General features: G+C 69.6%; 22 protein-coding genes and 4 pseudogenes. 8 read left to right on the plus strand and 18 right to left on the minus strand.

From position 1 onward, the window contains the following. Window positions 1-501: 501 nt before the first annotated feature. Complete coding sequence (locus AB0I23_RS25350; RefSeq protein WP_359112490.1) at window positions 502-1,263, minus strand: isoprenyl transferase; 762 nt, start codon at window positions 1,261-1,263, stop codon at window positions 502-504. Window positions 1,264-1,463: 200 nt separating this feature from the next. Here AB0I23_RS25350 and mgrA point away from each other — a divergent pair, with 200 nt between their 5' ends. Then, a complete protein-coding gene (gene mgrA, locus AB0I23_RS25355; protein WP_359112492.1) occupies window positions 1,464-2,504 on the plus strand; it encodes an L-glyceraldehyde 3-phosphate reductase in 1,041 nt (346 codons plus the stop codon). A gap of 248 nt (window positions 2,505-2,752) precedes the next feature. Here mgrA and AB0I23_RS25360 read toward each other — a convergent pair whose 3' ends face one another. From AB0I23_RS25360 to AB0I23_RS25375, 4 genes are all read right to left on the minus strand, one after another. Beyond that, on the minus strand, window positions 2,753-3,376 hold the full coding sequence (locus AB0I23_RS25360) for a hypothetical protein (protein WP_359112493.1): 624 nt from the start codon (window positions 3,374-3,376) through the stop codon (window positions 2,753-2,755). Between the two features lie 210 nt (window positions 3,377-3,586). Beyond that, window positions 3,587-4,045: a hypothetical protein gene (locus AB0I23_RS25365; protein ID WP_359112495.1), complete on the minus strand. Its 459-nt coding sequence runs from the start codon at window positions 4,043-4,045 to the stop codon at window positions 3,587-3,589. A 198-nt stretch (window positions 4,046-4,243) separates the two neighbouring features. Beyond that, the gene (locus AB0I23_RS25370; protein WP_359112497.1) at window positions 4,244-5,026 is read right to left on the minus strand and encodes a class I SAM-dependent methyltransferase; all 783 of its coding nucleotides are present in this window, start codon (window positions 5,024-5,026) and stop codon (window positions 4,244-4,246) included. A gap of 77 nt (window positions 5,027-5,103) precedes the next feature. Further along, entirely contained in the window at window positions 5,104-5,916 is an 813-nt protein-coding gene (locus AB0I23_RS25375; RefSeq protein ID WP_359112499.1) for an A24 family peptidase, read from the minus strand. A 104-nt stretch (window positions 5,917-6,020) separates the two neighbouring features. On the opposite strand from AB0I23_RS25375, the gene AB0I23_RS25380 reads away from it, so the two are divergent. Further along, window positions 6,021-6,392, plus strand: coding sequence for a DUF192 domain-containing protein (locus tag AB0I23_RS25380; RefSeq protein WP_359112501.1), 372 nt, complete (start codon window positions 6,021-6,023; stop codon window positions 6,390-6,392). Between the two features lie 96 nt (window positions 6,393-6,488). Here the strand turns inward: AB0I23_RS25380 and AB0I23_RS25385 are convergent, their stop codons facing one another. Then, window positions 6,489-6,896, minus strand: coding sequence for a hypothetical protein (locus tag AB0I23_RS25385; protein WP_359112503.1), 408 nt, complete (start codon window positions 6,894-6,896; stop codon window positions 6,489-6,491). A gap of 387 nt (window positions 6,897-7,283) precedes the next feature. Here AB0I23_RS25385 and AB0I23_RS25390 point away from each other — a divergent pair, with 387 nt between their 5' ends. From AB0I23_RS25390 to AB0I23_RS25400, 3 genes are all read left to right on the plus strand, one after another. Beyond that, the gene (locus AB0I23_RS25390) at window positions 7,284-9,290 is read left to right on the plus strand and encodes a hypothetical protein (protein ID WP_359112505.1); all 2,007 of its coding nucleotides are present in this window, start codon (window positions 7,284-7,286) and stop codon (window positions 9,288-9,290) included. A gap of 195 nt (window positions 9,291-9,485) precedes the next feature. Beyond that, window positions 9,486-10,070, plus strand: a complete 585-nt coding sequence (locus AB0I23_RS25395) for a hypothetical protein (protein ID WP_359112506.1) — start codon at window positions 9,486-9,488, stop codon at window positions 10,068-10,070. A 20-nt stretch (window positions 10,071-10,090) separates the two neighbouring features. Beyond that, window positions 10,091-10,540, plus strand: a complete 450-nt coding sequence (locus tag AB0I23_RS25400; protein ID WP_359112508.1) for a DUF3592 domain-containing protein — start codon at window positions 10,091-10,093, stop codon at window positions 10,538-10,540. Between the two features lie 139 nt (window positions 10,541-10,679). Here the strand turns inward: AB0I23_RS25400 and AB0I23_RS25405 are convergent, their stop codons facing one another. The 4 genes from AB0I23_RS25405 to AB0I23_RS25420 all read right to left on the minus strand — a co-directional run bounded on the left by AB0I23_RS25405 (window position 10,680) and on the right by AB0I23_RS25420 (window position 15,683). Continuing rightward, window positions 10,680-11,408, minus strand: coding sequence for an Imm52 family immunity protein (locus AB0I23_RS25405; protein WP_359112510.1), 729 nt, complete (start codon window positions 11,406-11,408; stop codon window positions 10,680-10,682). 25 nt (window positions 11,409-11,433) lie between these two features. Continuing rightward, on the minus strand, window positions 11,434-13,878 hold the full coding sequence (locus tag AB0I23_RS25410) for a Tox-REase-5 domain-containing protein (protein WP_359112512.1): 2,445 nt from the start codon (window positions 13,876-13,878) through the stop codon (window positions 11,434-11,436). A gap of 127 nt (window positions 13,879-14,005) precedes the next feature. Further along, window positions 14,006-14,599, minus strand: coding sequence for a hypothetical protein (locus tag AB0I23_RS25415; protein ID WP_359112514.1), 594 nt, complete (start codon window positions 14,597-14,599; stop codon window positions 14,006-14,008). Window positions 14,600-14,813: 214 nt separating this feature from the next. Then, window positions 14,814-15,683 carry an LLM class F420-dependent oxidoreductase gene (locus AB0I23_RS25420; RefSeq protein ID WP_359112516.1) on the minus strand — a complete coding sequence of 290 codons (870 nt, stop codon included), beginning with the start codon at window positions 15,681-15,683 and terminating at the stop codon, window positions 14,814-14,816. Between the two features lie 124 nt (window positions 15,684-15,807). Between AB0I23_RS25420 and AB0I23_RS25425 the strand changes: the two are divergent. Beyond that, window positions 15,808-16,041, plus strand: a pseudogene (locus AB0I23_RS25425) (N-acetylmuramoyl-L-alanine amidase); the annotation flags it as partial. Window positions 16,042-16,052: 11 nt separating this feature from the next. On the opposite strand, the gene AB0I23_RS25430 reads toward AB0I23_RS25425, so the two are convergent. From AB0I23_RS25430 to AB0I23_RS25440, 3 genes and pseudogenes are all read right to left on the minus strand, one after another. Beyond that, a complete protein-coding gene (locus AB0I23_RS25430; protein ID WP_359112518.1) occupies window positions 16,053-16,949 on the minus strand; it encodes a hypothetical protein in 897 nt (298 codons plus the stop codon). 62 nt (window positions 16,950-17,011) lie between these two features. Beyond that, window positions 17,012-17,173: pseudogene (locus AB0I23_RS25435) on the minus strand (helix-turn-helix domain-containing protein); the annotation flags it as partial. Between the two features lie 315 nt (window positions 17,174-17,488). Further along, complete coding sequence (locus tag AB0I23_RS25440; RefSeq protein ID WP_359112520.1) at window positions 17,489-17,971, minus strand: ATP-binding protein; 483 nt, start codon at window positions 17,969-17,971, stop codon at window positions 17,489-17,491. 41 nt (window positions 17,972-18,012) lie between these two features. Here AB0I23_RS25440 and AB0I23_RS25445 point away from each other — a divergent pair. Together AB0I23_RS25445 and AB0I23_RS25450 are read left to right on the plus strand one after the other, a co-directional pair. Next, window positions 18,013-18,803: pseudogene (locus tag AB0I23_RS25445) on the plus strand (DUF5753 domain-containing protein). Between the two features lie 11 nt (window positions 18,804-18,814). Continuing rightward, complete coding sequence (locus AB0I23_RS25450; protein ID WP_359112522.1) at window positions 18,815-19,006, plus strand: hypothetical protein; 192 nt, start codon at window positions 18,815-18,817, stop codon at window positions 19,004-19,006. Window positions 19,007-19,228: 222 nt separating this feature from the next. On the opposite strand, the pseudogene AB0I23_RS25455 reads toward AB0I23_RS25450, so the two are convergent. The 5 genes and pseudogenes from AB0I23_RS25455 to AB0I23_RS25475 form a co-directional block, all read right to left on the minus strand. Continuing rightward, a pseudogene (locus tag AB0I23_RS25455) lies at window positions 19,229-19,484 on the minus strand (hypothetical protein); the annotation flags it as partial. Then, window positions 19,485-20,321, minus strand: a complete 837-nt coding sequence (locus tag AB0I23_RS25460) for a carbohydrate ABC transporter permease (protein WP_359112524.1) — start codon at window positions 20,319-20,321, stop codon at window positions 19,485-19,487. Then, window positions 20,318-21,472: a carbohydrate ABC transporter permease gene (locus AB0I23_RS25465; RefSeq protein WP_359112525.1), complete on the minus strand. Its 1,155-nt coding sequence runs from the start codon at window positions 21,470-21,472 to the stop codon at window positions 20,318-20,320. Before AB0I23_RS25465 ends, AB0I23_RS25460 begins: the two co-directional genes overlap by 4 nt. Window positions 21,473-21,480: 8 nt before the next feature. Next, complete coding sequence (locus tag AB0I23_RS25470; protein ID WP_359112527.1) at window positions 21,481-22,785, minus strand: ABC transporter substrate-binding protein; 1,305 nt, start codon at window positions 22,783-22,785, stop codon at window positions 21,481-21,483. A 79-nt stretch (window positions 22,786-22,864) separates the two neighbouring features. Next, window positions 22,865-24,100 (minus strand): aminotransferase class V-fold PLP-dependent enzyme, encoded by a 1,236-nt coding sequence (locus AB0I23_RS25475; RefSeq protein WP_359112529.1) that lies wholly within the window; start codon window positions 24,098-24,100, stop codon window positions 22,865-22,867. Window positions 24,101-24,155: the final 55 nt, after the last annotated feature.

Genomic DNA, 24,155 nt, shown 5'->3' on the forward strand with positions numbered 1-24,155 from the left:
GTACGGTCCTTCGTGTGCAAAGGGCCTCCCGGGCGAGCGGACTCCATGCCGCTCACTTGGACACGACGTCCGCCTGGTTTCTGACCGGACGTCGACCTGACAGGGGTATTCCCTCGAACACGCGAAGCCATGCCGCGCCGGGGACGCGGGTGGGCCGGGAGTGTTAACCCCGAACACGTGGGTTCGGGCCCACGTTGTGGGCCGTCCGGAAGCAATGCGCCAGGCCCGCGGGTCCAGACCCCCCGGCCGAAGGGTTCCGCCCTCAATCGCCGGACGGGCCGAACTCACGAACCCGACCCGACACACGGCCTCCCGCCGAGCACTCGACCCCGTCCGGCGATTGAGGACGGAACCGGTGCCGTCGGGGGCGGGAAGCGGCGACTCCGGGCACGCAGGCCCAGGCCAACCCGCCCAAGGGTCGCGTCCCCTCACGCCGGGCAGGCTGGATTTCCGGGCGGGGCCGGCGGGGCCGTTGGCCGGTTGTGGCGGAGACGGGCGGCGTCAGCCGCCGAAGCGGCGGCCTCGGGCGGCGTAGTCGCGCAGCGCGCGGAGGAAGTCGACCTTGCGGAACGCCGGCCAGAAGACTTCGCAGAAGTAGTACTCGGAGTGTGCGCTCTGCCAGAGCATGAATCCGGACAGCCGCTGTTCACCGCTCGTGCGGATCACCAGGTCCGGATCCGGCTGTCCCCGCGTGTACAGGTGCTCCGAGATCAGGTCGGTGGAGACGATCTCCGCCAGGTCCTCGAAGGACGTCCCCTTGGACGAGTGGTCGAGCAGCAGCGACCGGACCGCGTCCGCGATCTCCTGTCGGCCGCCGTAGCCGACGGCGACATTGACCAGTATTCCGTCGACCCCGGCCGTGGCCTGCTCCGCCTCCTTGAGGACGGTCTGCGTGTGCGCCGGCAGCAGGTCGAGGGTGCCGACGTGGTGGACGCGCCACCGCCCGTCCGCCGCCAGGTCGCGCACCGTGTTCTCGATGATGCCGAGGAGCGGCGTCAGCTCGGACTCGGGCCGGTCGAAGTTGTCCGTGGACAACAGCCACAGGGTGACGACCTCGACATCGGTCTCACTGCACCAGCCGAGAAGCTCCTGGATCTTGTCCGCACCCGCCTGGTGTCCCTGCGCGGCCGTGCCGCCGGACGCCTTCGCCCAGCGCCGGTTGCCGTCGAGGATGACACCGATGTGCTTGGGCACCTGGGCGTGGTCGAGGCGGGCCTCCACCCGGCGCGCGTAGAGCCTGTACACCAGGTCGCGCAAGTTCACTGAGTTCACCTCTCGGTTCTGTGCGGGCCCTCCCGCCCCATTTCCCGGGGTCCGGGGCCGACCCCGTGGGGATCGTCGCACTGGTCCGCAGAGTCCGATGCTCCGCCGTGCCGTGGCAGTCCCCGAAGCCGCCACATTACTGCGCAGGCACCGCACCGGCCCAACCCGGCCTGTCACAAGTCCGTGATAAGGAGGGAAACGTGACTGATTCTTCTCTCTCCTACCGGGCCGCCGGTTCGCGCTACGACTCCATGGAGTACCGCCGCACCGGCCGCAGCGGCCTCAAGCTCCCCGCCGTCTCGCTCGGCCTCTGGCACAACTTCGGCGACGACCGCTCCCTGGACTCCCAGCGGGCGATTCTGCGCCGCGCCTTCGACCTCGGCGTGACCCACTTCGACCTGGCCAACAACTACGGGCCGCCGCCCGGCTCCGCCGAGCTCAACTTCGGGAAGCTCTTCCAGCAGGACTTTGCTCCCTACCGGGACGAACTGATCATTTCGACCAAAGCCGGGTACGAGATGCACCCCGGCCCGTACGGCGAATGGGGCTCCCGCAAGTACCTGCTGTCGTCGCTCGACGCCTCACTGAAGCGGATGCAGCTCGATTACGTCGACATCTTCTACTCGCACCGCTTCGACCCGGACACTCCGCTCGAGGAGACGATGGGCGCGCTGGCCTCCGCCGTACAGCAGGGCAAGGCGCTGTACGTGGGCGTCTCCTCGTACAACTCGGAGCAGACCGCCGAGGCAGCCGTGCTGCTCAAGGAGATGGGCGTGCCGGCCCTGATCCACCAGCCGTCCTACTCGATGATCAACCGCTGGACCGAGGACGACGGGCTGCTCGACACCCTGGAGGAGGCCGGCATGGGCTGCATCTCCTTCGTGCCGCTCGCCCAGGGACTGCTCACGAACAAGTACCTGAAGGGCATCCCGGAGGGTTCGCGCGCCACCCAGGGCAAGTCCCTCGACCCGGATCTGCTCTCGGACGAGGTGGTCCGCCGGCTGAACGGGCTGAACGACATCGCGCAGCGACGCGGCCAGTCACTCGCCCAGCTGGCGCTCACCTGGGTGCTGCGGGACAGCCGGATGACGTCGGCCCTGATCGGCGCTTCGAGCGTGAAGCAGTTGGAGGAGAATGTCGCGGCGCTCGCCGGACCGGCGCTGTCGGCCGAGGAGCTGAAGGAGATCGACACCTTCGCCGTGGACACCGCGGGCACCAACATCTGGGCCGGGCGGGGCTGAGCGTCCGGCCCTCACCGGACGGGGACAAAAAAACGGGCCGGTCCGTGGGGGGGGGATACGGACCGGCCCGAGGGGGGGTTTCCACCATAACCCTTCGTAAGTGATGCTGCGTGCCACGCCACCCCACAATTACTCTCCGAATGCGAAAGACTCCGGTCCGAGCACGGCATCCGGGGGGCGGAGGGAGGGCATGAGTCGGGTGGGGTGCCGGAGGCGTCGGCTTGACGCCGGGCACCGCCTGCCGGAGGTCAGTGACCGCCCTCCGGCTTCACGCATCCGGTGCCCTCGATGTAGCGGCCGTGCGCCTCGGCCGTGACCTGGCCGCGGCCCGTGCCGTCCACCGCGACGTACACCACACCTTCGAGACAGATCGCGCCGTTGTCGATCAGGTAGGTGTGGTCGTGGCCCCAGGAACTGGTGGTGATGGCACCGGAGGCGTAACCGAGTCGGGCGAGGACCTTGCGGACGCCGGACTCGGTGGTGTGCGGGTCCTGGGCCGCCGGAGTCAGCGCCTCCTTGATCCGCGCGGCGCGGGCATCGGCCTCGGCCCGTTCGGCCGGGGACAGTTCGCGCGCCTGCTGGAAGGCGTGGTTCTCCTTGTAGTGCGGCGCGCCGTCCACGGTGCCGGGTTCCTGGTACGGGCTCGCCCCGACGGGCGGGGAGCCCGCCGCCGTGGTGGGTGCGGAGGCGCTCGCGGCATCCGGGGTCGTGGGCGCGGTCGCCGTCGTGGCGGAGACCGAGGCAGGGGCGGGGGCCGCGGCGGTCGGTCCGGCGCTCGGGGTCCGTCCCTTGCCGCAGCCCGCGAGTGCCGGGGTCAGGACCAGCACCGTCGCGCCGATCAGAACCGCAGTCGCACGTCTCGCAGAGGTCATGGGCCGAGTATGGGACAGCCTCAGACCTGATGGGCCGCCGGTTTCCGAATCATGACGACCCGAACAGCTACCGTGACCTGGGCCGGGGCGAACGCACGCCGGATCGGCCGGCAGGACCTCTCCGCCCCCTGGCCGCCTCCCCCGCCGACGCCGTGGCGCGTGCCGGACCGGGCGAACCCGGCGTGATCCCATCAAGAGTCCCTCAACGCGCTACATGGCTGCTTCCGCGCCGCGGTGGCCCCGGGTGAAGCGGATCACCACCGTGTCGCCGCCGATGACGACGAACCGCCCGCCCTCGCACCGGATGACGGCCTCGTGCACCTCGCCGCGTTCGTCCCGACGCTCCTCGGTGCGGGTGACCGTCCACCCGCCCGCAGGCGGTGCCGGCAGGTGCGGCAGGGTGGCGAACCCCCATTGGCCTGCGGGTACGCACCAGTCGGGCAGCTGCGGCCCGGTGCCGGGACCGATGTGCAGGGTCCCGTCGGAGGCGCAGGTCAGGAGCACCGACTGGCCGTCGGAGAGCAGGAATTCGACGGCCTCCGGTTCCCCCATCCGCCCCTCCGGCCGGTAGAAGAGGCCGAGGACGCCGGTGATCCGTGCCCCTCTGAGCCATTCGGAGTCCCCGCGTCGCGGGCTGCGGAAGGCCTCCTCGTCGTGCCCCACCCTCATGGCCGGCTCCTTCCCCGTGCGCGCACGCCCAGGGTCGCATCATGTGGGCGTACGACGATGAAGGAGCGTGATGCCGTCGCGCACGGCGACCCGTTCGTATCCGTATGTCCTGTTGGACTGCCACCACCCTCGCTGCGCAACGGTCGTCCGGGACGCGGAGTTCGGCGGAGGCACGGACCGCCTTCTCGTAAACCGCCGCTACCGCGGCTTGCGGGTCTCGATCAGGAAGCGGGTGGTGTGCGCGACGAACGGCCCGTCGGTCTCGATGAGGTGGTGCAGGGCGGCCAGCTGCGACCGGTACCGCTCGACCGTGAAGCCGGGCACCATCCAGATCACCTTCCGCAGGAAGTAGACGACGGCGCCGATGTCGAAGAACTCCGTACGCAGCGTCTCCAGCCGCAGATCGACGACTTCGAGCCCGGCCGCCTCCGCCTCGGCGCGGGCCTGCTGCGGGTCGCGGGCGCCTCGCACCTCGGGCGGCTGCGGGCCGAGGAAGTACTCGACGAGTTCGAAGACGCTGGCCGGACCGACCTGCTGCGAGAAGTACGTGCCGCCCGGCCGCAGGACGCGGGCGATCTCCGTCCACCAGGTGGTCACCGGATGACGGCTGGTCACCAGGTCGAAGGCGGCGTCCCCGAACGGCAGCGGCGGCTCGTCCGCATCGGCGACCACGACCACGCCGAGCGAGTGCAGTCGGGCGGTGGCACGGGCGATGTTCGGCGGCCAGGACTCGGTGGCGACGGTGAGCGGAGGCAGCTTCGGGGCGGAGGCGAGGACCTCGCCGCCGCCGGTCTGGATGTCGAGGGCGGCGTGGGCCCGGCCCAGCCGCTCCGCCATGGCGTGCGCGTAGCCCCAGGACGGCCGTTGTTCGGTGGCCCGGCCGTCGAGCCAGGAGAAGTCCCAGCCGTCGACGGAGACGGCATCGGCCTCGGCGACGAGCGCGTCGAAGCGTGCGCGTTCTTCTTCGGGTGTTCCAGGCATACGCGGATGGTGTCACCGGTGCGCCCGCGGACGCGACCGGATTCCGGGTGCCCCGTTCCGGGCGGTCCCTCGAGCGGTCAGGCGGCGAGGCCGCCCAACAGCAGCCCGAGCAGGGCGCCCCCGATCATGAACGGCCCGAACGGGATGCCCGTCTTGCGCCCGGCCCGTCGCAGGATCATCAGCCCGAATCCGTACACCGAACCGAACACGAACCCGGCGAAGCCTCCCGCGCAGACGATCGCCCATCCGTACCAGCCGAGGGCCACGCCCAGCGACAGGGCGAGCTTGACGTCGCCGAAGCCCATCCCGTTCGGGTTGATCAGGAAGAGCAGGAGGTAGAAGCCGCCGAGCGCGAGCCCGCCGAGCAGTGCGGAGGTCCACGATCCGGCATGCTCCGGAAGCAGTGCCGCACCGCCCAGGAGCAGGGCGGCCGCGGCGGCGAGCGGCAGCGTCAGCCGGTCGGGCAGCCGGTGCACGCGGCGGTCGATGGTGGCGAGAAGCACGGCGACCGGGGCGAGCAGCAGCCAGACGACGAGCTCCGGGCGGAGCCCGGTGGCCGCGGCCAGGGCGGTGCAGCCGAGGGCGGTGACGACAGGGGCGAGGACGGAGGGGGCGTACCGCTCGGCCGTTTCCCCGGCTTCACCGCTGTCCGCGTCCGGCTCGGAAGCGGCAACCGTCGCGGCCCGCGGAGCCGTACGCACCCCGGCACACGCGGCGCACCGGACCGGACCGAACCAGCCGCCGGCCACCCCGCTGAAGGGGTGGCCGGCGGGGCAGGTGTCCCGCCATGCGTCGTCCGGATCGACCGAGAACCGGTAGGCGGCGCGAGGGACCAGCAGTCCGGCCGCGGCGCCCCAGAGCGCGGCAGCCCCCAGCAACATGGCGAACACGGAACCGACCCTAGACCGGTGGACGCGCACAGGTCATGGGTCCAGGGACCCACTGCGTACTGTTCCGGGCCCAGCGGCGGTCACCGGGCGCTACGGTCGTGGCCATGGGTCAATGGCGCAATGGGAACGGGACGTTGACGGTCACGGGCCGGGAGGGGGAACCGGAGCAGGTGGTGCCGCTCCGGATCGCCGCCTCGTACCGGGCGCGGTCCAAGGGGCTGCTCGGGCAGGACGGGATCGACGGGGCGCTGATGATCACCCCGTGCGGGAGTGTGCATACGTTCCGGATGCGGTTCGCGATCGATGTGGCGTACCTGGACCGGAAGTTCAACGTCGTGGCGGTGCACACGATGAAGCCGGGGCGGCTCGGGATGGTGCGGCTGCGCTCGCGGCATGTGATCGAGTCGGAGGCCGGGGCGATGGAGAAGTGGGGGCTGCGGCCGGGGGCGCGGGTGCGGGTCGTCCAGACCTCCTGACGCGGGGAACGGGGTCGAGGGGCCCGGGAAGGTTCGCTTCGCCGCCCGCCGCGCCGGGCCCGGTCCGGGCGGTCGCGGCGGGTGAGGGCGTACAGCTCACGAGGCCGGGCGGCGGGTGCCCAGCCCGCGGCCGACGAGCGGGGTCACCGTCCGGATCAGCTTCAGCTGGGTGGAGCGCAGGACCTTCACCGTCATGTCGTCGGACCAGCCGGTGGTCGTGGACCATTCGTATCCCGAACCGACCATCTCGCTGGCGAACGCCAGCTCCGTCGCGAGCAGGGCCCGCGCCCAGTCCATCGGCTCCAGGGGCTCCTTGGCCGCAAGTGCCTTACGGATCCGGGCGCCTCGCCGGTTCAGGTCGTCCGCGTCGTCGAAGCCCATGGCCACGGCGAACTCCTCCGTGCACCGCGCGGGGCCGCTCCACTCGATCAGGCCCTGTTGCAGGAGCCGGGACTCCTCATCGGTCAGCGTCAGCTGTTCCGCCGTCTGCAAGCCAGTCGTCACCCTTCCACCCTTCCGGGAGCCCGCCCGGCCCCGCGGCCGTTGTGCGCACGCGGGTGGGGCGGAACATCAGAACCTCAGGGAAGCGACGCTAACGACCCGTCCACGGGGCCGTCTTGGGCCCCAGGACTCATACGCGGACCCAGCCGGAACCGTTGCGGAAGCGTGGAGACGGGCCGTTCTGCGGGCCGGGCGGTCACGGACCCGGGGCTATCGGCGACTTCGGCGCCGACGGGCGTCGCCGACTTCACCGCTCCTGTCGCGCGCTTGGGCCCTGCTTTGGGGCCAAGGGCCCGGGTCACCGGGCCATTTCGCTCGTACGCTCACGCCAACCCGGGGTTCGGTCAGCGGGGCACGAGCAGGGCGAGTGGACGTCGGAGAGGGAGAGCCGTGAGCAGTGGCGGGGGTTGGGGGCAGGGAAGCGCAGGCCGCATACCACCGGGGCAGGGCCCCGGCCGGTACGGCGGAGCCCGGGGCAGCGGCGGTGCGTTCTTTCCGCTGACGCGCAGTTGGGCCGTCGGCGCCCTCGTCTACATCGTCGCCGGGTTCCTGGTGAGCCGCGGGCTGCTGGAGACCCTCGCCACCGGTGAGCGGCTCGAGGAGTTCACCTGGCGGCTGGGCCTGCTGCATGTGCCCGGTGTCATCACCTCTCTGCTCACCGTCCTGGCCGCCGCCCGTGTCCTGCCCGAGGAGCAGCGGGAGTCCCGCCCGGTGTATCTGGCCGCCGCTCTGTGTGTGCCGGTCGCCGGACTCGCGTACGGCCTCTTCGTGTCGTGGCATCTCGTGGGTGTCGAGGGCGTGTTGATGCCGTTCGTGGTGCTGGTCACCGGTTCGGCCGTCGGGCTGGCCGTCGACCGGCTGCTGGAGGAGGACGACACAGGGGAGTCCGTCACGCCGAACTCGTACTCCTGGCGGGACAGCGGCGCCACCGCCATGGAGTACCTCGGGGTGATCGTCCTCGTCGTCACGATGATCGGCGCGATGGCGATGGCCGGGGTCGGCGGTCAGATCGGCGAGCGGATCCGGTGTGCGATCAGTTCGCTCGGTGGCGGTGGGGGCGGGTGCACCACCGGTGGCACCGACCCGGTCGCGAAGCCGAAGACGGACGCCGACTACGAGCCCAGGCTCTGCCAGATCTCCAGCGTCTCCGACACGGTCGGTGGCAAGGTCAAGATCGGCTGGTTCGAGTGGGGCAACGAGTACGGCTTCCAGCAGAAGGTCAGCCAGGCCAACACGGATGTGAACGAGGACGGCAAGGTCGACGAGAACGACAAGCTGGTCTACATGACGTTCACGGACGCCGCGTCCGCGGGCGCCACCGCCAGCACCCCCGGCTTCAAGCTCGGCAAGCTGGGCAAGGCGGATGTCGACGTCGGCGGCGGCGTCAAGATCACCAACGGTGACACCTGGGTCTTCAAGAGCGAGGAGGACGCCAAGAAGATGCGGGACGACATCGAGGAAATGAAGATGTGGGAGACCTCCACGAAGTACAGCGGCGCCTACGGCGGCAACTGGTACTCGGGGATGAAGTGGGCGGACAAGAAGGAGGACGTCGAGAAGCAGATCGGCAACAAGAAGATCTCCTACTCGACGATCGGCCTCAATGTGTACGCGGACGGCGGTCTGGGCATCAGCGCGGGCGACGAGTCCCAGCTCGGCGCGAAGCTCGGCGGCAAGGCCAAGTTCTCCCCGGACGTGACCATCTCCAAGGACGACGTCAACGGCAACGAGTCGTACACGTACACCGCCAAGCTCGAGCTGGAGGGCAAGGTCAGTGGTTCGGCCGGCCCGCTCACCGGTACGGCCGGTGCGAAGGACACCCGTACCGGGGCCATCACCGTCACCCGTGACCAGAAGACCGGCAAGATCGTCCGTATCGACATGACGAAGACGGTCGAGACGGGCTCCACGTCCGACAAGGGCGAGGCCAAGGGCGACAACGGCAAGAAGGACGGCGACAAGCGCGGCGGCAAGGCGGGCGCCACCGACTCGTCCGGCGACACGGGCATCGAGGTCCGGACGAACTCGATCGTCTTCGGCAAGGACACCGACAAGGCGACCGAGGACAAGCGGGCCGTCGCCGAGCGGTGGCTGGACGGCAGCGGCAACAACACCGCCCCGTTCGAGTACATGTTCGGCGACAAGTCACTGCAGCAGAAGCCCGACGGAACCGACCCGTTCGACCGGATGATGTTCCAGGACGGTCTGTCGAGCACGATGCAGTACCACGGCGAGACGGACGCCCAGGAGTTCGGCTTCGAGGTCTCGCTCGGCATGAGCCTCGGATTCTCCCTCTCGGACGAGCACAAGAAGGAGAGACTGACGGACGCGCAGTTCCTCGGAGCTCCGCAGGGCGACAAGCGCGAGTTCCTCCCGTACAGCTACTGCGCGAAGTAAGACCGACCGGCAATCGGGGGGTGGGTGAAGGAGCGGGGCTGGGGTGCGTGCATCGCAAGGCGGAGGATTGAGCCATGGCGGAGCCCTGGTGATTGACGACAACGCCGCGAGGTGCGTGCCCCAGCCCCGTGACGCCGCCCCCCGGTTGCCGGCCGGTCTCAGCCCCGTAGGCAGCACCCCGCACAACGAAAGGCGATGACGGCAGTGAAGAAGTCCCGGACGTCCGGCGCGGTTGTTGCCGCCGCCCTCGGTCTCACCCTGCTCACCGGCTGCGGCTCCTCGGACGCCGCCGCCGTCCCGGACGGCTGGGGCACGCTCGACACCAGGAGCGTGTCCGTCGGCTACCCCGAGGACAAGGGCTACAAGGAGCAGTCCGCCGCCGACCGCAACAAGAACAACGCGGCCGTCGCGCTCAAGGAGGAGGGCGGGCTGCGTACCGGGATGGTCTCGGTCCAGCTCGACTTCGCGACCGGCATCGACGACGCGAGCGAGGCCGCCTCCGCGGCGGGCGCGGGCATCGGCCTCGGTGCCACCCGTAAGGGAACCACCGATGTGCGCCTCGCGGGTGAGGAGAGTGCCCGCGAGGCGCGTCGGATCGACTACGAGTTCACCTCGTCCGGCAAGGAGCAGACCCCGGCGAGCGGCACCCGGATGACGGGGGTCGTGGTGGCGGGGGTCGATTCGAAGGACGTACCGTTCGCCATCCGGATCAATGCGGTGAAGGGTTCGCTGAGCGCTCAGGATCTCGACGCGTTCGTGGACTCGATCACCGTGAAGTAGCGGGTGGAGGAGTGGCGTTCATGGATGTACTGCCCGGCGGGACCGCCACGTTCCTGCTGCTCTTCGGCCTGTTCCTCGGTGCGTTCGCCGTGCGGTCGGCGCTGCGGCTGAGCCGCGTGCTGAGCCTGGTCCGGCACGGCGAGCGGGCCGAGGGGCGGTGCGCGGAGCGCCGGGTCGTGGACCGGGGGGCGGACCGGGAGCGGAGTTACGCGACGGAGTACGTGTTCGCGTTCCGCACGCTCGACGGCCGCGAGGTCGAGTTCGTCGACCACGCGCCGGGCCCGTTCGGCTTCGAGGTCGGGGCGTCGGTCCGGGTCTCGTACGATCCGGCGGACCCGGTCGGGCGCGCCACGGTCGCCGGGCCGCGGGCCTGGGGTCCGGTGCTGATGCCCGCGGTGTTCACGGTGGTCCTGGGGGTGTTCGCGGTGGGGCTGCTGGTCGGGTTCGCGGCGATGCGGGGCTGGGTCTGACAGCCGCCGCAGCCGGGTCCGACAGCCGCCGCACAGCGGCTGCGGCGGTCGGACCCCCATGATCAGGGGACACCTGGGTGCCCTCTTCCGGGGAACCTCGTGAAGCGCGCCGGTCCCCGGCGCGCTCCGCCGGGCACCCCTAGAACGTGGCCCGGTCGAACGGCACCGTCAGCGGCTCCAGCGCCCCGGCCGCCAGCAGCTGCCTGTTCACCTCGGTGATCGTGTCGATTCCGGGCAGCTCCGTCCCACCGCGCGTGAGATCGACGACCAGGCCACCGTCTGCCGTACGGGTGTACGTCCCCGGCAGCCCCTCCGGTACGCGGTCCGCCCGGCCCGGCGACAGATACACCGACCGGCCGGCGCGCGGCGCGCCGGCCCGGAGCCCGAACTCCGTCTTCACCGTGCGGAACTCCTCCCTGCTGTACGCCTCGCCCCAGTCCGGGCCCCAGCAGGAGACGAGCGCCTCCAGAACGTCCGCGGAGCGCCACATCAGCTCCGGCGCGCCGTCCGCGGCCGAGACGAGTCCCACCACGCACGAGTCGGGCGCGCGGTTCGCCGACCCTCCCGCGGTGACGGAGACGGTCGCCTTCACCGTGTCCGGCCGTCCCGACCACAGGGACGCGGTGTAGCCGATGTAGGGGGCGTCCGAGTCCGGGTTGGTGCGCAGGAGATACTCCGTCAGCGCGGGTGCGTCGAGCTCCACCGGCGGCGCCGTCGGGTCCTCCTCCGCCTCCGCCGCCCGCCAGGTCCCGCAGGCATCTGCGTCGATGCCGGCGAGGGCCCGGAGCAGGTGCCCCCAGCGCTCGGCGAGTTCCTGCGGGTCCTCCTTCCGGACACCCCACAGCCCGTGGACCGTGACATTCAGCAACGGGGTCTCCTCTCACGCTGCCCGGTCAGGGCTTCACCGGGGTGGGCTCCACAGTAATGTCGAGGCCCCTGTCGTCGAACATCTCCTGCGTGGCCCTGGCCACATCGGGGTCCGACATGTGCCAGACCACGGGCTTTCCGCGCGCGGCGTCGAGCTGCCGTGTCGCCTGCTGCACCCAGCGGTTGGTCGCCAGGCTGGTGAGCTGACCCGTCGCCTCGTTGTAGAACCGGGTCCCGCGGTAGCCCCACTTCGTCTCGATGTACGTCTGCTTCGCGGAGTCCCAGCCGTCGAACTCGACGGGCTTGCCGTCCAGCTTGTCGAGCGGAACCTCGTACTCCTTGCCGCGCTTCACGCCGGAGACCTGCTCCTGGTAGCGGGCGCCCATCTCCTGCGGGTAGGCGTACGTGTCGGCGCTCTTCGACTTCCACGTGCCGTCGCCGAGGTCCTTGGTGCCCGCCCGCGGGTTCTTGAGCTGGTCGTACCAGGACGGCTTCGCCATCTTCGCGAGCCGCTTCCGTTCGGCCTCGCGCTTGGCCGCCTTGGCCGCCTTGTCGGCCTCGTCCGCGTCCTTCTTCGCCTGCTCGGCCGCCTCGACCTCTTCCGGTGTGGCCTCGCAGCCCTCGGCGCGGAAGCCGGTTCGGAAGGCGGCGTATCCGGCGTACGTGGCCCGTGCGGCGCCGGATGCCGTCGTACGCGTCGTCGTGCCGGGCATCGTGCCGGCCGTCGTGCCGGGCGTCGTGCCGGCCGTCGTCCGTACGGAGGCCGCGGTGACCGTGGTGCCACCGGGCCGGATGCCCGTACGGCCGAGGGGGCCCGCGCCGATCGGGCAGCCCTTGCTCTCGACCTTCTTCTCCAGGTCGTCGGCGTGCTGACGCGCCTCCTTCGCGGCCTTCTCCGCGCCGCCCACGTCGCCCGCCTTGGCGAGCTTCCTGGCCTTGGAGGCGGCTTCCGACGCCTTCTGGGCCAGCTCGCCGAGCTTGCCGAGCTTCCCGAGTTTGCCGAGTTTTCCGGCCTTGCCGATCAGCTTGGCTTCGCCGTAGCCGGGGATGAAGAGCGAGCCGATGTTCCAGAGACCGGTGCCGATCGCCTGGCCCTCGTTGCCGTTCTTCCACATGTCACGGACTTCGTCGCCGATGAACATGTCGTCGAGGACCTTCACGCCCGTACCGCCGGACGCCTTGGTCCAGTCCCAGACGGCGCCGAGGTAGTCGCCCTCGGACCACTTGTCGCCCGCGCCCTTGGAGTCCTCGGCCCACGTGTCGCCGAGGCTCTTGCCGTAGTCCATCAGGCCGTTCCACGCCTTGATGGGGTGAATGATCGTGTCGAAGGTGCCGGTGACATCGCCCCACAGGCCGTCGCCGACCAGGCCCTTGACGAAGCCGCCGGTCTGGTGGGCGGCGCACGAGAAGAACGCTCCGACGCCGGAGGTGCAGCTCTCGTCGTCCTTCTTGTCCTGGGTGCCGTCGTAGTCGCCGTAGTCGGCGTCCGGACCCTCGGTGGGGTCCATGTCGTCGCCGCCCACGTCGACGTCGCCGTCCTGGGTGGTGGTGTCGGTGCCGCCCGAGCCGGTGGTCCCGCCGTTCCCGCCGGTGCTGTCGGATCCGCCCGAGGCGCCGGAGCCCTCGGTGGAGCCGCCCGCGCCGTTGGTTCCGCCCGACGCGTCGGAGCCTCCCGAGTCCGACCCGCCGGAGTCCGAGCCCCCGGACGCGGCCGATCCGCCGGAGTCCGTGCCCCCGCCCGCGACCGCGCCGCCCGAGTCCGTACCCCCGCCGGATGCCGCACCCCCGCCGTTCGTCCCGCCCCCGGCCTCCACGTCACCGCCGCCCGGCGCCGGGCACGCGCTGCCGGTCAGCCGGCAGACCGCGCTCCGGATCTCCCCGGTCAGCTGGGCGCCGATCCCCGTCGCCACGAGGCCGCCGATGAGGGCCACGACCACCAGGACCATGCCCAGGTACTCCATGGCGGTCTGGCCGCCGTCCCGGCGCCACTTGATCATCCGCGCGATGCTGAACGGCCGGTGCGGCTGCCGCTGCTCCAGGGGGAGTTCGAACCAGTCGCGGGACGACGGACGCAGCAGCAGCAGCACGACGATCACGACCGGCATCACCAGCTGCGTCGCCCCGCGCCCGCCGCCCGCGCCCAGCGTCGCCAGCGCACCGAGGGTGAGCCAGACGTGTACGGCGAGGAGACCGCGCCGGATCCAGATGCCGCCGGTGCGCAGGTACAGCGAGAGGACGAAGGCGCAGACGCTCGGCAGTGCCGCGTACAGCAGCAGTCCGATCAGCTTTCCGTCGACCTCGTTGATCGACGACGCCACGGTGAGCACGCCGATGCCGCCCAGGACCGCGAAGACGAACAGCGTCCGGACGAGAATCAGCACCGCCTGCAGCGGGCGCGGCAGCGACTGCCTGCCGGAACGGGTCAGGGAGACGCCGCCGCCCGGAACTGCTGTTCCGCCTGTGCCAGACACGACGAGTCCCCCAACTGGTCGGCGTGTGACCAGACTTGGGCCACTTCATTTATCCGACCACATCGCCGCGTCCAGGGCATGGGCCCCAGGGCCCAAACCCGGACCCCGAGCTCCCGGCCTGCGCGCCCTACCTGCTGGGAACCTCGCTCCCGAACAGCATCCACGGCGACTGCTCGAAGGACGTCACACCGGACAACTGCGGCTGTATGTCGGCGATCTCATGCCGTACGGCAAGGGTGTCGGGCCAACTGTCGAAGAAGGTCGTGCCGCCCACGATGACCGCCCGCCAGTCGGTCGCCGCCGACGCGCCCTCCCGGTCGACCACGAAACCGATGCAGAGCAGGGACGCCCTGCCGATCGCCTCCCTGATCGCGCGTACGGCCAGTTCCTGCTCGTCCCGGGACAGCCGGTACAGCCCGAACTCGAGGGAGACGATGCTGTCCCGCGTGCGGCGGATGCGCACATGGATCTCCGCGCCGCGCTTCACCCACAGCAGGAACCCGATCTCGTCGAGACGCTGCAGGCCCGCGAGAAGCGCGAGCTGCTCCCTGGTCACCCACGACTGGGTCATCGCCGGCTCGGATCCCGGGGTGACGAGGGTGATGCGTCGGGTGGTGGGGTGGGTGATCCGCAGTCCGGCCGCATCGAGATCGCCGAGCAGTGACTCGGCATCGGGGCGGCTCCAGCCAAGGTGGTACGAGTAGAAGAATCCGTCACTCATCGACGCTTCACCTCATCGGTGTGGGGGCACCTCGCCCGTACGAATGGAGCGTGAAGTTCTCCGTGCGCGCGGGCATGCCGGATTGCCGCTTCGGGGCGGCGTCGTCACATGCCTCACAGTTGGTCGGGTAGGAGCGTAATGAGCGTGCTGGAAAGGGGCTTGGGCCCACGGGCCCACCGCCGGCCCCAAAGAAGGTATGAGGATCTGGAGGCCGTCAGCCGATCGTGGCGAGCCTGGGCACGATGCGTGCGGCGAGCTGCTCGGTGAAACTGACCGGGTGCCGGTCCGGCAGCACCTGGACCGCGCTGATGCCGAGCTCCGCGTACGCCTCGACGTCGGCGAGGAACGCATCGGTCTCGTCCAGGACCGGCCTGCTGAACATCAGGGTCTTCTCGATGGCGTCGTAGTCGCGCCCCACCGCCGCGCAGTGCTCCCGCAGGACGTCGAGTTTGTGGGCCACCTCGTCGACGTCGGTGGCGAACAGGTTGCACGCGTCCGCGTACCGTGCGACCAGCCGCAGCGTCTTCTTCTCACCCCCGCCGCCGATCATGATCGGCGGCCGCTCCCCGATCGGCTCCGGCACGCAGAGCGTCTCGGCCAGCTTGTAGTGCCGCCCGTCGTACGGACCGTCGTCCTCGCTCCACATCTGCAGACAGATCTGGAGCGTCTCCTCCAGCCGTTCGAACCGCTCCGCCACCGGAACGACCGGCACGCCGAGGCCGCGCTGCTCCCGCTCGTACCAGGAGGCGCCGAGGCCGAGCACCGCCCGGCCGCCGGAGAGCACGTCGAGGCTGGTGACGATCTTCGCGAGCAGGCCGGGGTGGCGGTACATCACCCCCGTGACCATCAGCCCGAGCGTCATCCGTTGGGTCAGCGCGGCCACGTACCCGAGGGTCGTGTACCCCTCCAGCATCGGCGCGTCGGCCGCGCTCTGCGGGGTCTCCATCTGGAAGTAGTGGTCCATCACCGTGAACGACGCGACCCCGCCCTGGTCGGCGATCCGCGCCGACTCGGCGAGGGTGGGCGCGATGAGCGCGGGATCGGCGGGTTGCGAGTAGTTCCAGTAGTGCAGGCCGAGCTTCACGTCCACTCCTCCACGCCGGAACACCTTCGGCAACGTTGTGCAGCCCCTCGTTACGTTACGTGTGTCCGGGCGGGCGGGCATGACCTGTACGCCCGGCCGGGTGCCGGACTGACTCGGCACACGCGGCACCGTCTACGAAGGCCGCGCCGGCGGGGTCGACCACCCCGTCGTCGGCTCCCACACCCTCGGGTTCAACCGGAGCACTGCGGGAATCGCGGCGATCGGCACTTTCGGACGAGGGACGCCGGTGCCGACCCCCATGGAACATGCGATCGCGGCCCTCGCCGCCTGGAATCTCGGCCTGCGCGGTGACGACCCCCGCAGCGAGGTGCGGCTCACATCCACCGATGACGCCTCGGCGAGGCGGGACTACTCCTCGGTGAAGATGTCCTCGATGGACGACGCGACGGGGGCGCGCAGGAGCCACCGGCTCAGGGTGTCCAGATCGCCACAGCCCATGATGCGTTCGCGGGCCTCGTCGGGCACATCGATACCGGCCTGCGCGAGGAAGAGCAGGATGTCTTCCTTGCGGCCTTCTGCGCGGCCTTCTGCGCGGCCCTCTGCGCGGCCTTCGTCCCGGATTTCCTCCGAGAGGGGTGACGTGTAGAAAGAAAGGTCCACGGCCACCAGGTTCCTCCACTGTTGTGCGGCCGGGCGGTTGCCCAGGCCCTGTGCGGTGAGTTCGACGATGGGGTCGGCGATTGCTTCCGGGGCCTCCCGCAGAGCGGCAGACAGTGTTTTCAGTATGGCACCGATGTCCGGATCGCCTGCGTGTGTGATCGCGGCCAGTGTGGCGAGCGCCAGGTCCTTGCGGGCCTCGGCCACATCAGTGATCACCGGCATATTGTGCGGCCCCACGACGAGGGGACGCAGGGTGATGATCGGATGCCCGACGCTGCCGAAGACTGACGGGCGTGCGGCCCATTCGGCGGTGGCGCGGTCCTGGCAGACGATCAGCAGCAGAGCCTGCAGCCGGTACTTATTGAGCAGGTACATGTAGTAGTAGCCCCAACTGGCGGGCTTGTCCGGATCCTTCTTGCCCTGCGCCTCGATGGCCAGAAGGAAAGGCTCGCTGTCCTCCATTTCGATGCGTAACAGGGTGTCGACGCGTCGTTCGAGGGGCCGGTTCTCGGTGAGGTCGGTGGGCATGACGGTGACCGAGGTGGGCGGGTCGATGGCAACGCCCAGCACCTCGGACACGCGGGAGAACAGTCCCGGGTACTCCTGGAAGATGCGGTGCATCGCCTCGTGGGGCGAGCTGACCATACGGGGTCCTTCGGTCGTGCGGATGGATGGTGGCGTACGGACCATGCGGCTTCGCGTACGCCGGTACGGCAGTCGCGGCAACGCCCAGGTTCGGGAGCGCGGAAGGGGCGGTCGCATCCGTCGCAGTCCTGGAAGGGGTGCGGCCGTGGTGCGGTTGCCGGGGCGTGCGCCACCAGGAGTGGCGGCGGCAGATGAGTGGTGAGGCGGCGGGCGAGGAGGCGTGCCTTGCCGCGAGCATATGCCGACCAACCGGACACGAATCCAGCCGAATTGGCCAAGCTCACCCGTGTGGGTGACGGGAGGCCGGGTTGGGCTGGGAGGGGTGTTTTCCCCGGGTGTTCAAAGACTTTTACGTCGTGTGTCGCGGCGGTTTCTTTCTCAGTCCTTCCGAGGTCGTCTGAGCGCCGTCTGCGTTGCGGGGCCGCCGGCGCACACAATCCAAGGCCGGGGCCCACGGCACCTACAAGGGCGCCTGCAGTCACGACACGTTCCTGGCGGTATGCGGCACACCACCGGTGAGGTGCTCGCGAAGCGTCTCGTCACCTGGGCAGCTGAACCCAGGACTTGGTGCCCACGTGTGGCGGCAGCGCGTCGCAGACCCCCCAGTCCCCGCCCCATTCGTTCACCACGGCCGCGAGCAACCACAACGCGCTCCGACGCCGCTCCTCGCAGAGGCTGACGGCATCCGGGTCGCAGTGGCGCGGGTGCTGGTCCCAGACGACGACCCGGAGCGCGTTGTCGCGGTGCCGCGCGGAGACGTACAACTCCTGGCCCGGGGTCATGGTGGAGGTGACGCCGACCAGTTCGGCCACCACGAGCGCGGCCGGCCAGATGTACGGAGTGAGCCCGTACGCGTGCAGTGAGGCCGTGACCGCGTTGCGTCCGATCGACGCACTCCGCGGATCACCGGGAAGAGTGAGACTGAGCGCGAGCCCACGCTCGGAGGGGCGCCTCGGGTACGCGGTCGGGTACGGGCCGGGTGCGTCGGCGGAAAAGGAGCCCCATGCCCAGCAGTTCCACACCGACAGAGCGTCAAAAACGGCTCGGCGCCGAACTACGGAAGATGCGCCTCGCCGCCGAAGCGACCACCGCCTACGCGGCCGGCCTTCTGGGTATCGACCGGACCAAGATTTCCAACATGGAGGTTGGCGTCCGCCCTGTCACTCCGGCACGCGTGCGCACTCTGGCCTGCAACTACGCCTGTGCCGACGCCCATTACGTCGACGCTCTCGTGGAGATGGCCGAGCAGGGCGAGCGCGGGTGGTGGGAGCAGTACCGGGGCACTCTGCCTTCAGGGCTTCTGGACATCGCGGAACTCGAATGGCACGCCGCCCGGATCCGTACAGCGCAGACCGTCCACCTCCCTGGCCTGCTCCACACCGATGGGTACGCCCGGGCGGTGTTCGGCGCCGTGTTGCCCGCACTGTCACGTCTGGAGATCGAGCTGCGGGTAGCCCATCGGATGGAAAGACAGCAAGTGCTCGACCGCGAATCTCCGGTCGACTACGTGGGCTACATCCATGAGGCCGCCCTGCGGATGCAGTTCGGCAGCCGGAAGTCACGCAGGAGCAGCTGCAGCACCTATACGACATGTCCGAGCGTGAGCACATCGAGCTCCGGGTTATCCCTGTCGACCGGGGGGCGTTCCCCGGCGCCGGACACGCAGTTCCCTACGCCCACGGAGCCGTGCCCCAGCTCGACACTGTGCAGCTCGACTCCGCACACGGGCCCGAATTCATGCATGCCGACGCGCAGCTCACCAAGTACCGCGCACACCTGAACTGGATGGAGGATGTCTCGCTGACTGCCACTGAATCACGAGACTTTGTCCACGCCATCTCACGTCAAATCTAAGGATGCTCGTCATGCCGGCGATCGACTGGGAAGATCCCTTCTGCGGTGAAGGGAACAACTGTTTCAGACTCGGCACGGATGCAGACGGCAACGGCTTCATCGCCGTCCTCGGAGAGGAGGATCGATACCTCACCGACAGCCGCGAAGCACTCCAGCAGATGATCCGCGACATCAAGGCCGGCGCCGCCGACCACCTGCTGTAAACGGCGCAGGGCCCGGTACCGCGAGGTGGTCGCGGTGCCGGGCCCCTGTAGGATCTCGCGGTTCCTGTCATAGAGCGTCGTGCTGACCAGCAGGTTCGTCATGTGTCTCAGGGCACCTTCCTGCGCTTGTGTCTCGGCTCCCATGGCATTTCCTCGGCACTGTGTCAGCCCCACGCTGGAAGATGAGGACGTACTGTCCTACGTCTACCGCAAGACGGCCCGGTCGCGGTGCCCGCCGCCGTGGAGGGCACAGGCCGCCCCGAACGTGTCGCCCTTCTCGGCGACGCCGGGCACACCGGGGGGTGTTCTGGTGTATGACCTGGCTGCCGGTGACGCCCGACGCGCTGCCGTGGAGCGGCGCGAACGAGCCCGCGTCGGTCAGGCCGCCGAAATCCTCCCCGCTGATGCCGAACGCGACCTCCGCACGGCCGTCGCCAGTCACGTCGGCCACCGCGACGCAGGAGCCGACATGGTCGCCCTACCCCTTGACCGCCCCCGAAGTGAGCCCCTGCACGATGTGGCGGCTCGCGAAGGCGAAGAGGATCATCGTCGGGGCGATGGTGAGGACCGCCGCGGCGGACATGGAGCCCCAGTCGATGTTGAAGCTGGAGATGAAGCCGTTCAGGGCCGTGGGGACCGTCTTGCGTGCGTCGCCGTTCATCAGGGTCACCGACAGGAACAGTTCGTTCCAGCAGTTGACGAAGTTGAAGATGAAGGCGGCGACGATTCCGGGCCTCATCACCGGGAGAAGCACCCGGAACAGGGCCCCGAGGCGTGAGCAGCCGTCGATCATGGCGGCTTCCTCCAGTGCGTCCGGGATGTTCTCGAAGAAACCGCGGAGCATGACCGTGCAGAAGGGAATGCACACCGCGATGTAGACGAGGGTGAGCCCGAACCGGCTGTCCACCAGGTTCAGTTCCGTCATCATCATGTAGAGCGGGCCGAGCGCGATGAACGACGGGATCATCTGCGTGACGAGGGCCGCCATCAGCACCGCGCCCTTGGTGCGGAACTCGAAACGGGCCAGCACGTACGCCGACAGCATCGATATCGCGGTCGCCACCGTTCCGGCGGCCGTCGCGATGATCAGACTGTTGGTGAGGTAGACCCCGAACTCGGCCTCACGGAAAAGCCCGGTGTAGTTCTCCAGGGAGAAGTGCGTGGGCCAGTAGGAGATCGGGAAGGAGAAGATCGTCCCGGGGCTCTTGAAGGACGTGACGGCGATCCAGTACAGCGGGAACACCGTGACGGCCAGCCAGAGGGAGAGAAAGAGGATACGGACCGTGCGCCCTGCGGCGGACTCCTTCCCGATCACGAAACTGTTCCTTTCGTCTTGCGTGTCCTCGGCTTACGGCCGGTGGCCCGCTTCCCGCCGGTGGCCGACTTCTCGCGCGTGGCCGTCAGATGGAAGACCGAGAAGACCAGCAGCATCGCGACGACGATGAGGCCGATCGCCGACGCCCTTCCGTAGTCGCCCCGTTGGGTCACAGTGATCATCCACGTGGTCACGATGTGCGTCTCGTTGGACGGTCCGCCGCCGGTCATCGCGAAGATGAGGTCGGGGAAGTTGAAGATCCAGATGACGCGGAGCAGTACGGTCAGCGACAGCGTTCCCCGGATGGAGGGAATCGTGATCCGGAACAGCGTGCGGACCTTGCCCGCGCCGTCGATCTCGGCCGCTTCGTAGATCTCGTCCGGGATGGACTGGAGGGCGGCGAGGATCATGATGGCGAAGAACGTGACGCCGTACCAGATGTTGGCGATGAGTACGGCGACCATGGCGGTCTTCGGATCGGCGAGCCAGGGAATCGGCTCGTTGATCAGACCGGCCTTCTCCAACAGGTCGTTGACGACACCGAATTCACTGTTGAACATCCAGCGGAACAGGATGCCGATCAGGAATCCGGAAATGGCCCACGGGAAGAAGATCATCGCCTGGTAGAGCCCGCGGAACCGAAACCGGCGGCGCAGCCACAGCGCGATGGCGAACCCGATGACGAACTGCGGCACGATCGATCCCACGACCCAGATCCCGGTATTGCTCAGGACCGTGCCGAACACCGGGTCGGTGAAGATCTCCCGGAAGTTCTTCAGCCCCACCCAGGAGGTGTCGGTGAGGTCGTTCAGGTTCCAGTTCCGGAAGGCCATCTGACTGCCCGCGATCATCGGGTAGTAGATGAACACCGCGACGAACAGGGCGGCCGGGGCCATGAAGGCGGCGACGGTCAGCCCTTGACGGCCGGTGAAGACGGGTCGGCGTGGGCGGGGGGCCGCCGGGGCGGAGGTGGCGGTGGCGGTGGCGGTGGAGCCGCGCCCGCCGGCGCGGGGGCGGAGACCCGTACCGGCATCCGTACCGGCATCCGGGCCGGCGTCCGGGCGGGCCTCCACGGCGGCGTCCGTAGTCGAGGTGGTGGGCGTGGGCGTCCCGCCCGGCTCCCCCTCCGGCCGCGCGGAGGGGGACGCCACCGGCTCCTTCACTGACTCTTCCACTTGGCGGTCCAGTAGGAGTCCCAGCCGGTGAGGAGCTGCTCGGGCGTCATCTTGCCGAGCAGCACCTTCTGGATGTCGGCGTCCGACTTCTGGATCCACTCGGTCCACCAGGAGGAGTCACGCGGCTGCGTGACGGTGATGTACGCGTCCGGGTTCTCCGTCATCTTCACGTAGCTCGCCCAGGCGCCGGTCTTGTAGTACGCGTCGTCGGCGGCGCTCTTCAGAATGGGCACCAGGCTGTTCTTCTTGTCGAACGTGGTGGCCGCGTCGCCCTCGGCGAGGAACGTGACCAGCTTGGTGGCCTCCGCCTTGTGCTTGCTGCCCGCGGCGATCCCCCAGCCCGCGGTCGCCACCGGCTGGACGGCCTTGCCGCTGGGCCCGGTGAGCAGCGGCGCCGTGGTCCACTGCTGCCGGCTGATCGACTTCGACTCGCCGAGCGTCGCGATGACTTCCGGGTCCTGGAGGAGGAACGCCGTCGAGCCGTTGGAGAAGCCCTCGACCATCTCCGGGTAGCCCCAGGCGACGGACGACGGCGGCGACGCCTTCTTGAACAGGGCGAAGTACGTCTTGAGTGCGGTGAGCGCTTCCGGCGCCGAGAAGATCGTCCTGCCGTCGGTGAGCTTGAAGCCGTTCTCGCGGTCGATCCTGTCGGCGACGTACGCCTCGATGACGGCCACGGCGTTGCTGTTGGCGTTCGTCCCGCCCCGGAACGCGTACCCGTACTGGCGCTTGCCCGGGTTCTGGATCGCGGTGGCCTGCTCAAGGAGGTCGTCCCAGCTCGCGGGCGGGTTCTTGAAGCCGGCCCCGGTGACCAGATCGCTGCGGTAGAAGAGGCTGAGTCCGTAGAAGCCGTACGGGATGTAGTACGTGCGGCCCTTGGCGTCCTTGGCGTACTTGACGGTGTTGTCCGTCAGCTGGTTCCAGCCGGCCCAGCCCTTCAGGTCCTTGCTCATGTCGTACAGCCAGCGGTTGGTCGACCACGGCCCCGACGTGATGTCCCGGACCTCCAGGGTGTCGATGCCGCTGCCGGACTGGAGCATCTGCTGGATCTTCTGGTCCGCCTGATCGGTGGGCGGCGAGATCAGATCGACCTTGATCTTGGGGTTCTGCTTCTCGAACTCCGCTATGAGGTCCTTCAGGACCGCGGTACGGGTGGGGTTGGTGAGGCTCTCGACCATGTGCAGGGTGACGGTGCCGTCAGCGGCGCCGCCTCCTCCCACGGCGCAGCCCGACAGCACGAGAGCGGCGGCGACACAGAGCGCCGTGGCGGTCCTTCTTCTGCTCAACACTGTTGTCCTCCCAGTTCAAGGGGGTCGGTGACGGTGATGCAGGACAGGGATCTGCGGGGGGCGGCGGGGGCCGCGCAGGTCACTGGGATGTGGCCTGCGGGGCGCGGGCCCAGTCGACGAGCACGGGAACGCAGCGCTCGACGAAGTCCTCGAAGTCGGCTGCGGTGTTGTAGACGTGCGTCGACAGGCGGAAGTACCCGGCGCCGCCGAAGCTCGTGAACGCGGCCTCGAAGCCCAGTTCGGCGGCGACCCGGTCGCGCAGCGCGTCGGCCGCGGCGTGGGTCGCGCCCAGACCGTCGGGGAGCCGTACGAGGCGCAGCGCGTTGACCGGCATGCCGACGTCCACGGCGGCGCCGGCGCCGGTGGCCTCGGCGAAGGCGTCACCGATGAGGCGTTCCGCGTAGTCCGCGAGTTCCGTCATGTACGTACGGGCCGTGTCCCAGCCCCAGACGCCGTCGATGAAGTCGAGGGCGGTCGGGGCCGCGAGATAGCTCGTCGCGTCGATGGTGCCCTGGGTGTCGAAGCGGTGCGGGAACGGTTCCTCGGCGCCCCAGGAGTCGATCAGCGGGTAGAGCGCGTCCCGCAGCGGTCCCCGGGCGACCAGGGCCGACGTACCGCGGGGCGCGCAGCCGAACTTGTGCAGGTTGCCGATCCACGCGTCGCAGTCCAGGCCGGCGAGCGGGTCCTCGGCGAGGCCGGGCACGTGCGCCCCGTCGACCAGGAGCGGAATGCCGCGCTCCCGCGCCAGCGCGCCGATCCGCTCCACCGGCATCCAGCGGGCGGTGGCCGAGGTGATGTGGTCCAGGACGATCAGCCCGGTGGCGCCGGTGAGTTGGGCGGCCACGGCCTCGTACGCCTCGTCCTCGCCGGCGTCGAGCGGGACCCGCGCGGTCCGGACGGTGCCGCCCCAGCGGCGTGCGAGACGGTGGGCGCCCATGGTCACCGCGCCGTATCCGTGGTCGGTCACGACGATCTCGCCGCCGGGCCTCGCCGGGACGTTCGCGTAGACCACGCTCGCGCCACCGCTCGCGTTGGGCACGAGGGCGAGGTCGTCGGCGGCAACCCGCAGGAACGCGGCGATCTCCGTCCGCGCCGCCGCCACGCGTGCCGGGAGGGCCGGGAACCAGGTGCCGGGCGAGCGGTCCATCTCCTCGCGCAGCCGGCCCTGCTCCCGCTGCGCGACGAGCGGGACCGCCCCGAACGACCCGTGGTTGAGGTGCTGGTGCGCGGCCAGCAGCGACCACGCCTCGATCGCCGGCCGGCCGTCGGCCAGCAGCAGGGGGCGGGGCGCCGTGGTGACGCAGGTCTCGCTCACGTGGTTCAAGATCTCCCCTTGGCCTCATCGACTCGGCGGACGCCACCGTCGACAC

The organism is Streptomyces atratus, assembly GCF_040655115.1.
Taxonomy (GTDB): domain Bacteria; phylum Actinomycetota; class Actinomycetes; order Streptomycetales; family Streptomycetaceae; genus Streptomyces; species Streptomyces atratus_D.

Excerpts from the sequence above, each read along its gene's own strand:
- AB0I23_RS25380 (WP_359112501.1), top strand. The coding sequence starts at position 6,021 with ATGGGTCAATGGCGCAATGGGAACGGGACGTTGACGGTCACGGGCCGG.
- AB0I23_RS25370 (WP_359112497.1), bottom strand. The coding sequence starts at position 5,026 with ATGCCTGGAACACCCGAAGAAGAACGCGCACGCTTCGACGCGCTCGTC.
- AB0I23_RS25395 (WP_359112506.1), top strand. The coding sequence starts at position 9,486 with ATGACGGCAGTGAAGAAGTCCCGGACGTCCGGCGCGGTTGTTGCCGCC.
- AB0I23_RS25415 (WP_359112514.1), bottom strand. The coding sequence starts at position 14,599 with ATGAGTGACGGATTCTTCTACTCGTACCACCTTGGCTGGAGCCGCCCC.
- AB0I23_RS25360 (WP_359112493.1), bottom strand. The coding sequence starts at position 3,376 with ATGACCTCTGCGAGACGTGCGACTGCGGTTCTGATCGGCGCGACGGTG.
- AB0I23_RS25430 (WP_359112518.1), bottom strand. The coding sequence starts at position 16,949 with ATGGTCAGCTCGCCCCACGAGGCGATGCACCGCATCTTCCAGGAGTAC.
- AB0I23_RS25400 (WP_359112508.1), top strand. The coding sequence starts at position 10,091 with ATGGATGTACTGCCCGGCGGGACCGCCACGTTCCTGCTGCTCTTCGGC.
- AB0I23_RS25365 (WP_359112495.1), bottom strand. The coding sequence starts at position 4,045 with ATGAGGGTGGGGCACGACGAGGAGGCCTTCCGCAGCCCGCGACGCGGG.
- AB0I23_RS25450 (WP_359112522.1), top strand. The coding sequence starts at position 18,815 with ATGCCGGCGATCGACTGGGAAGATCCCTTCTGCGGTGAAGGGAACAAC.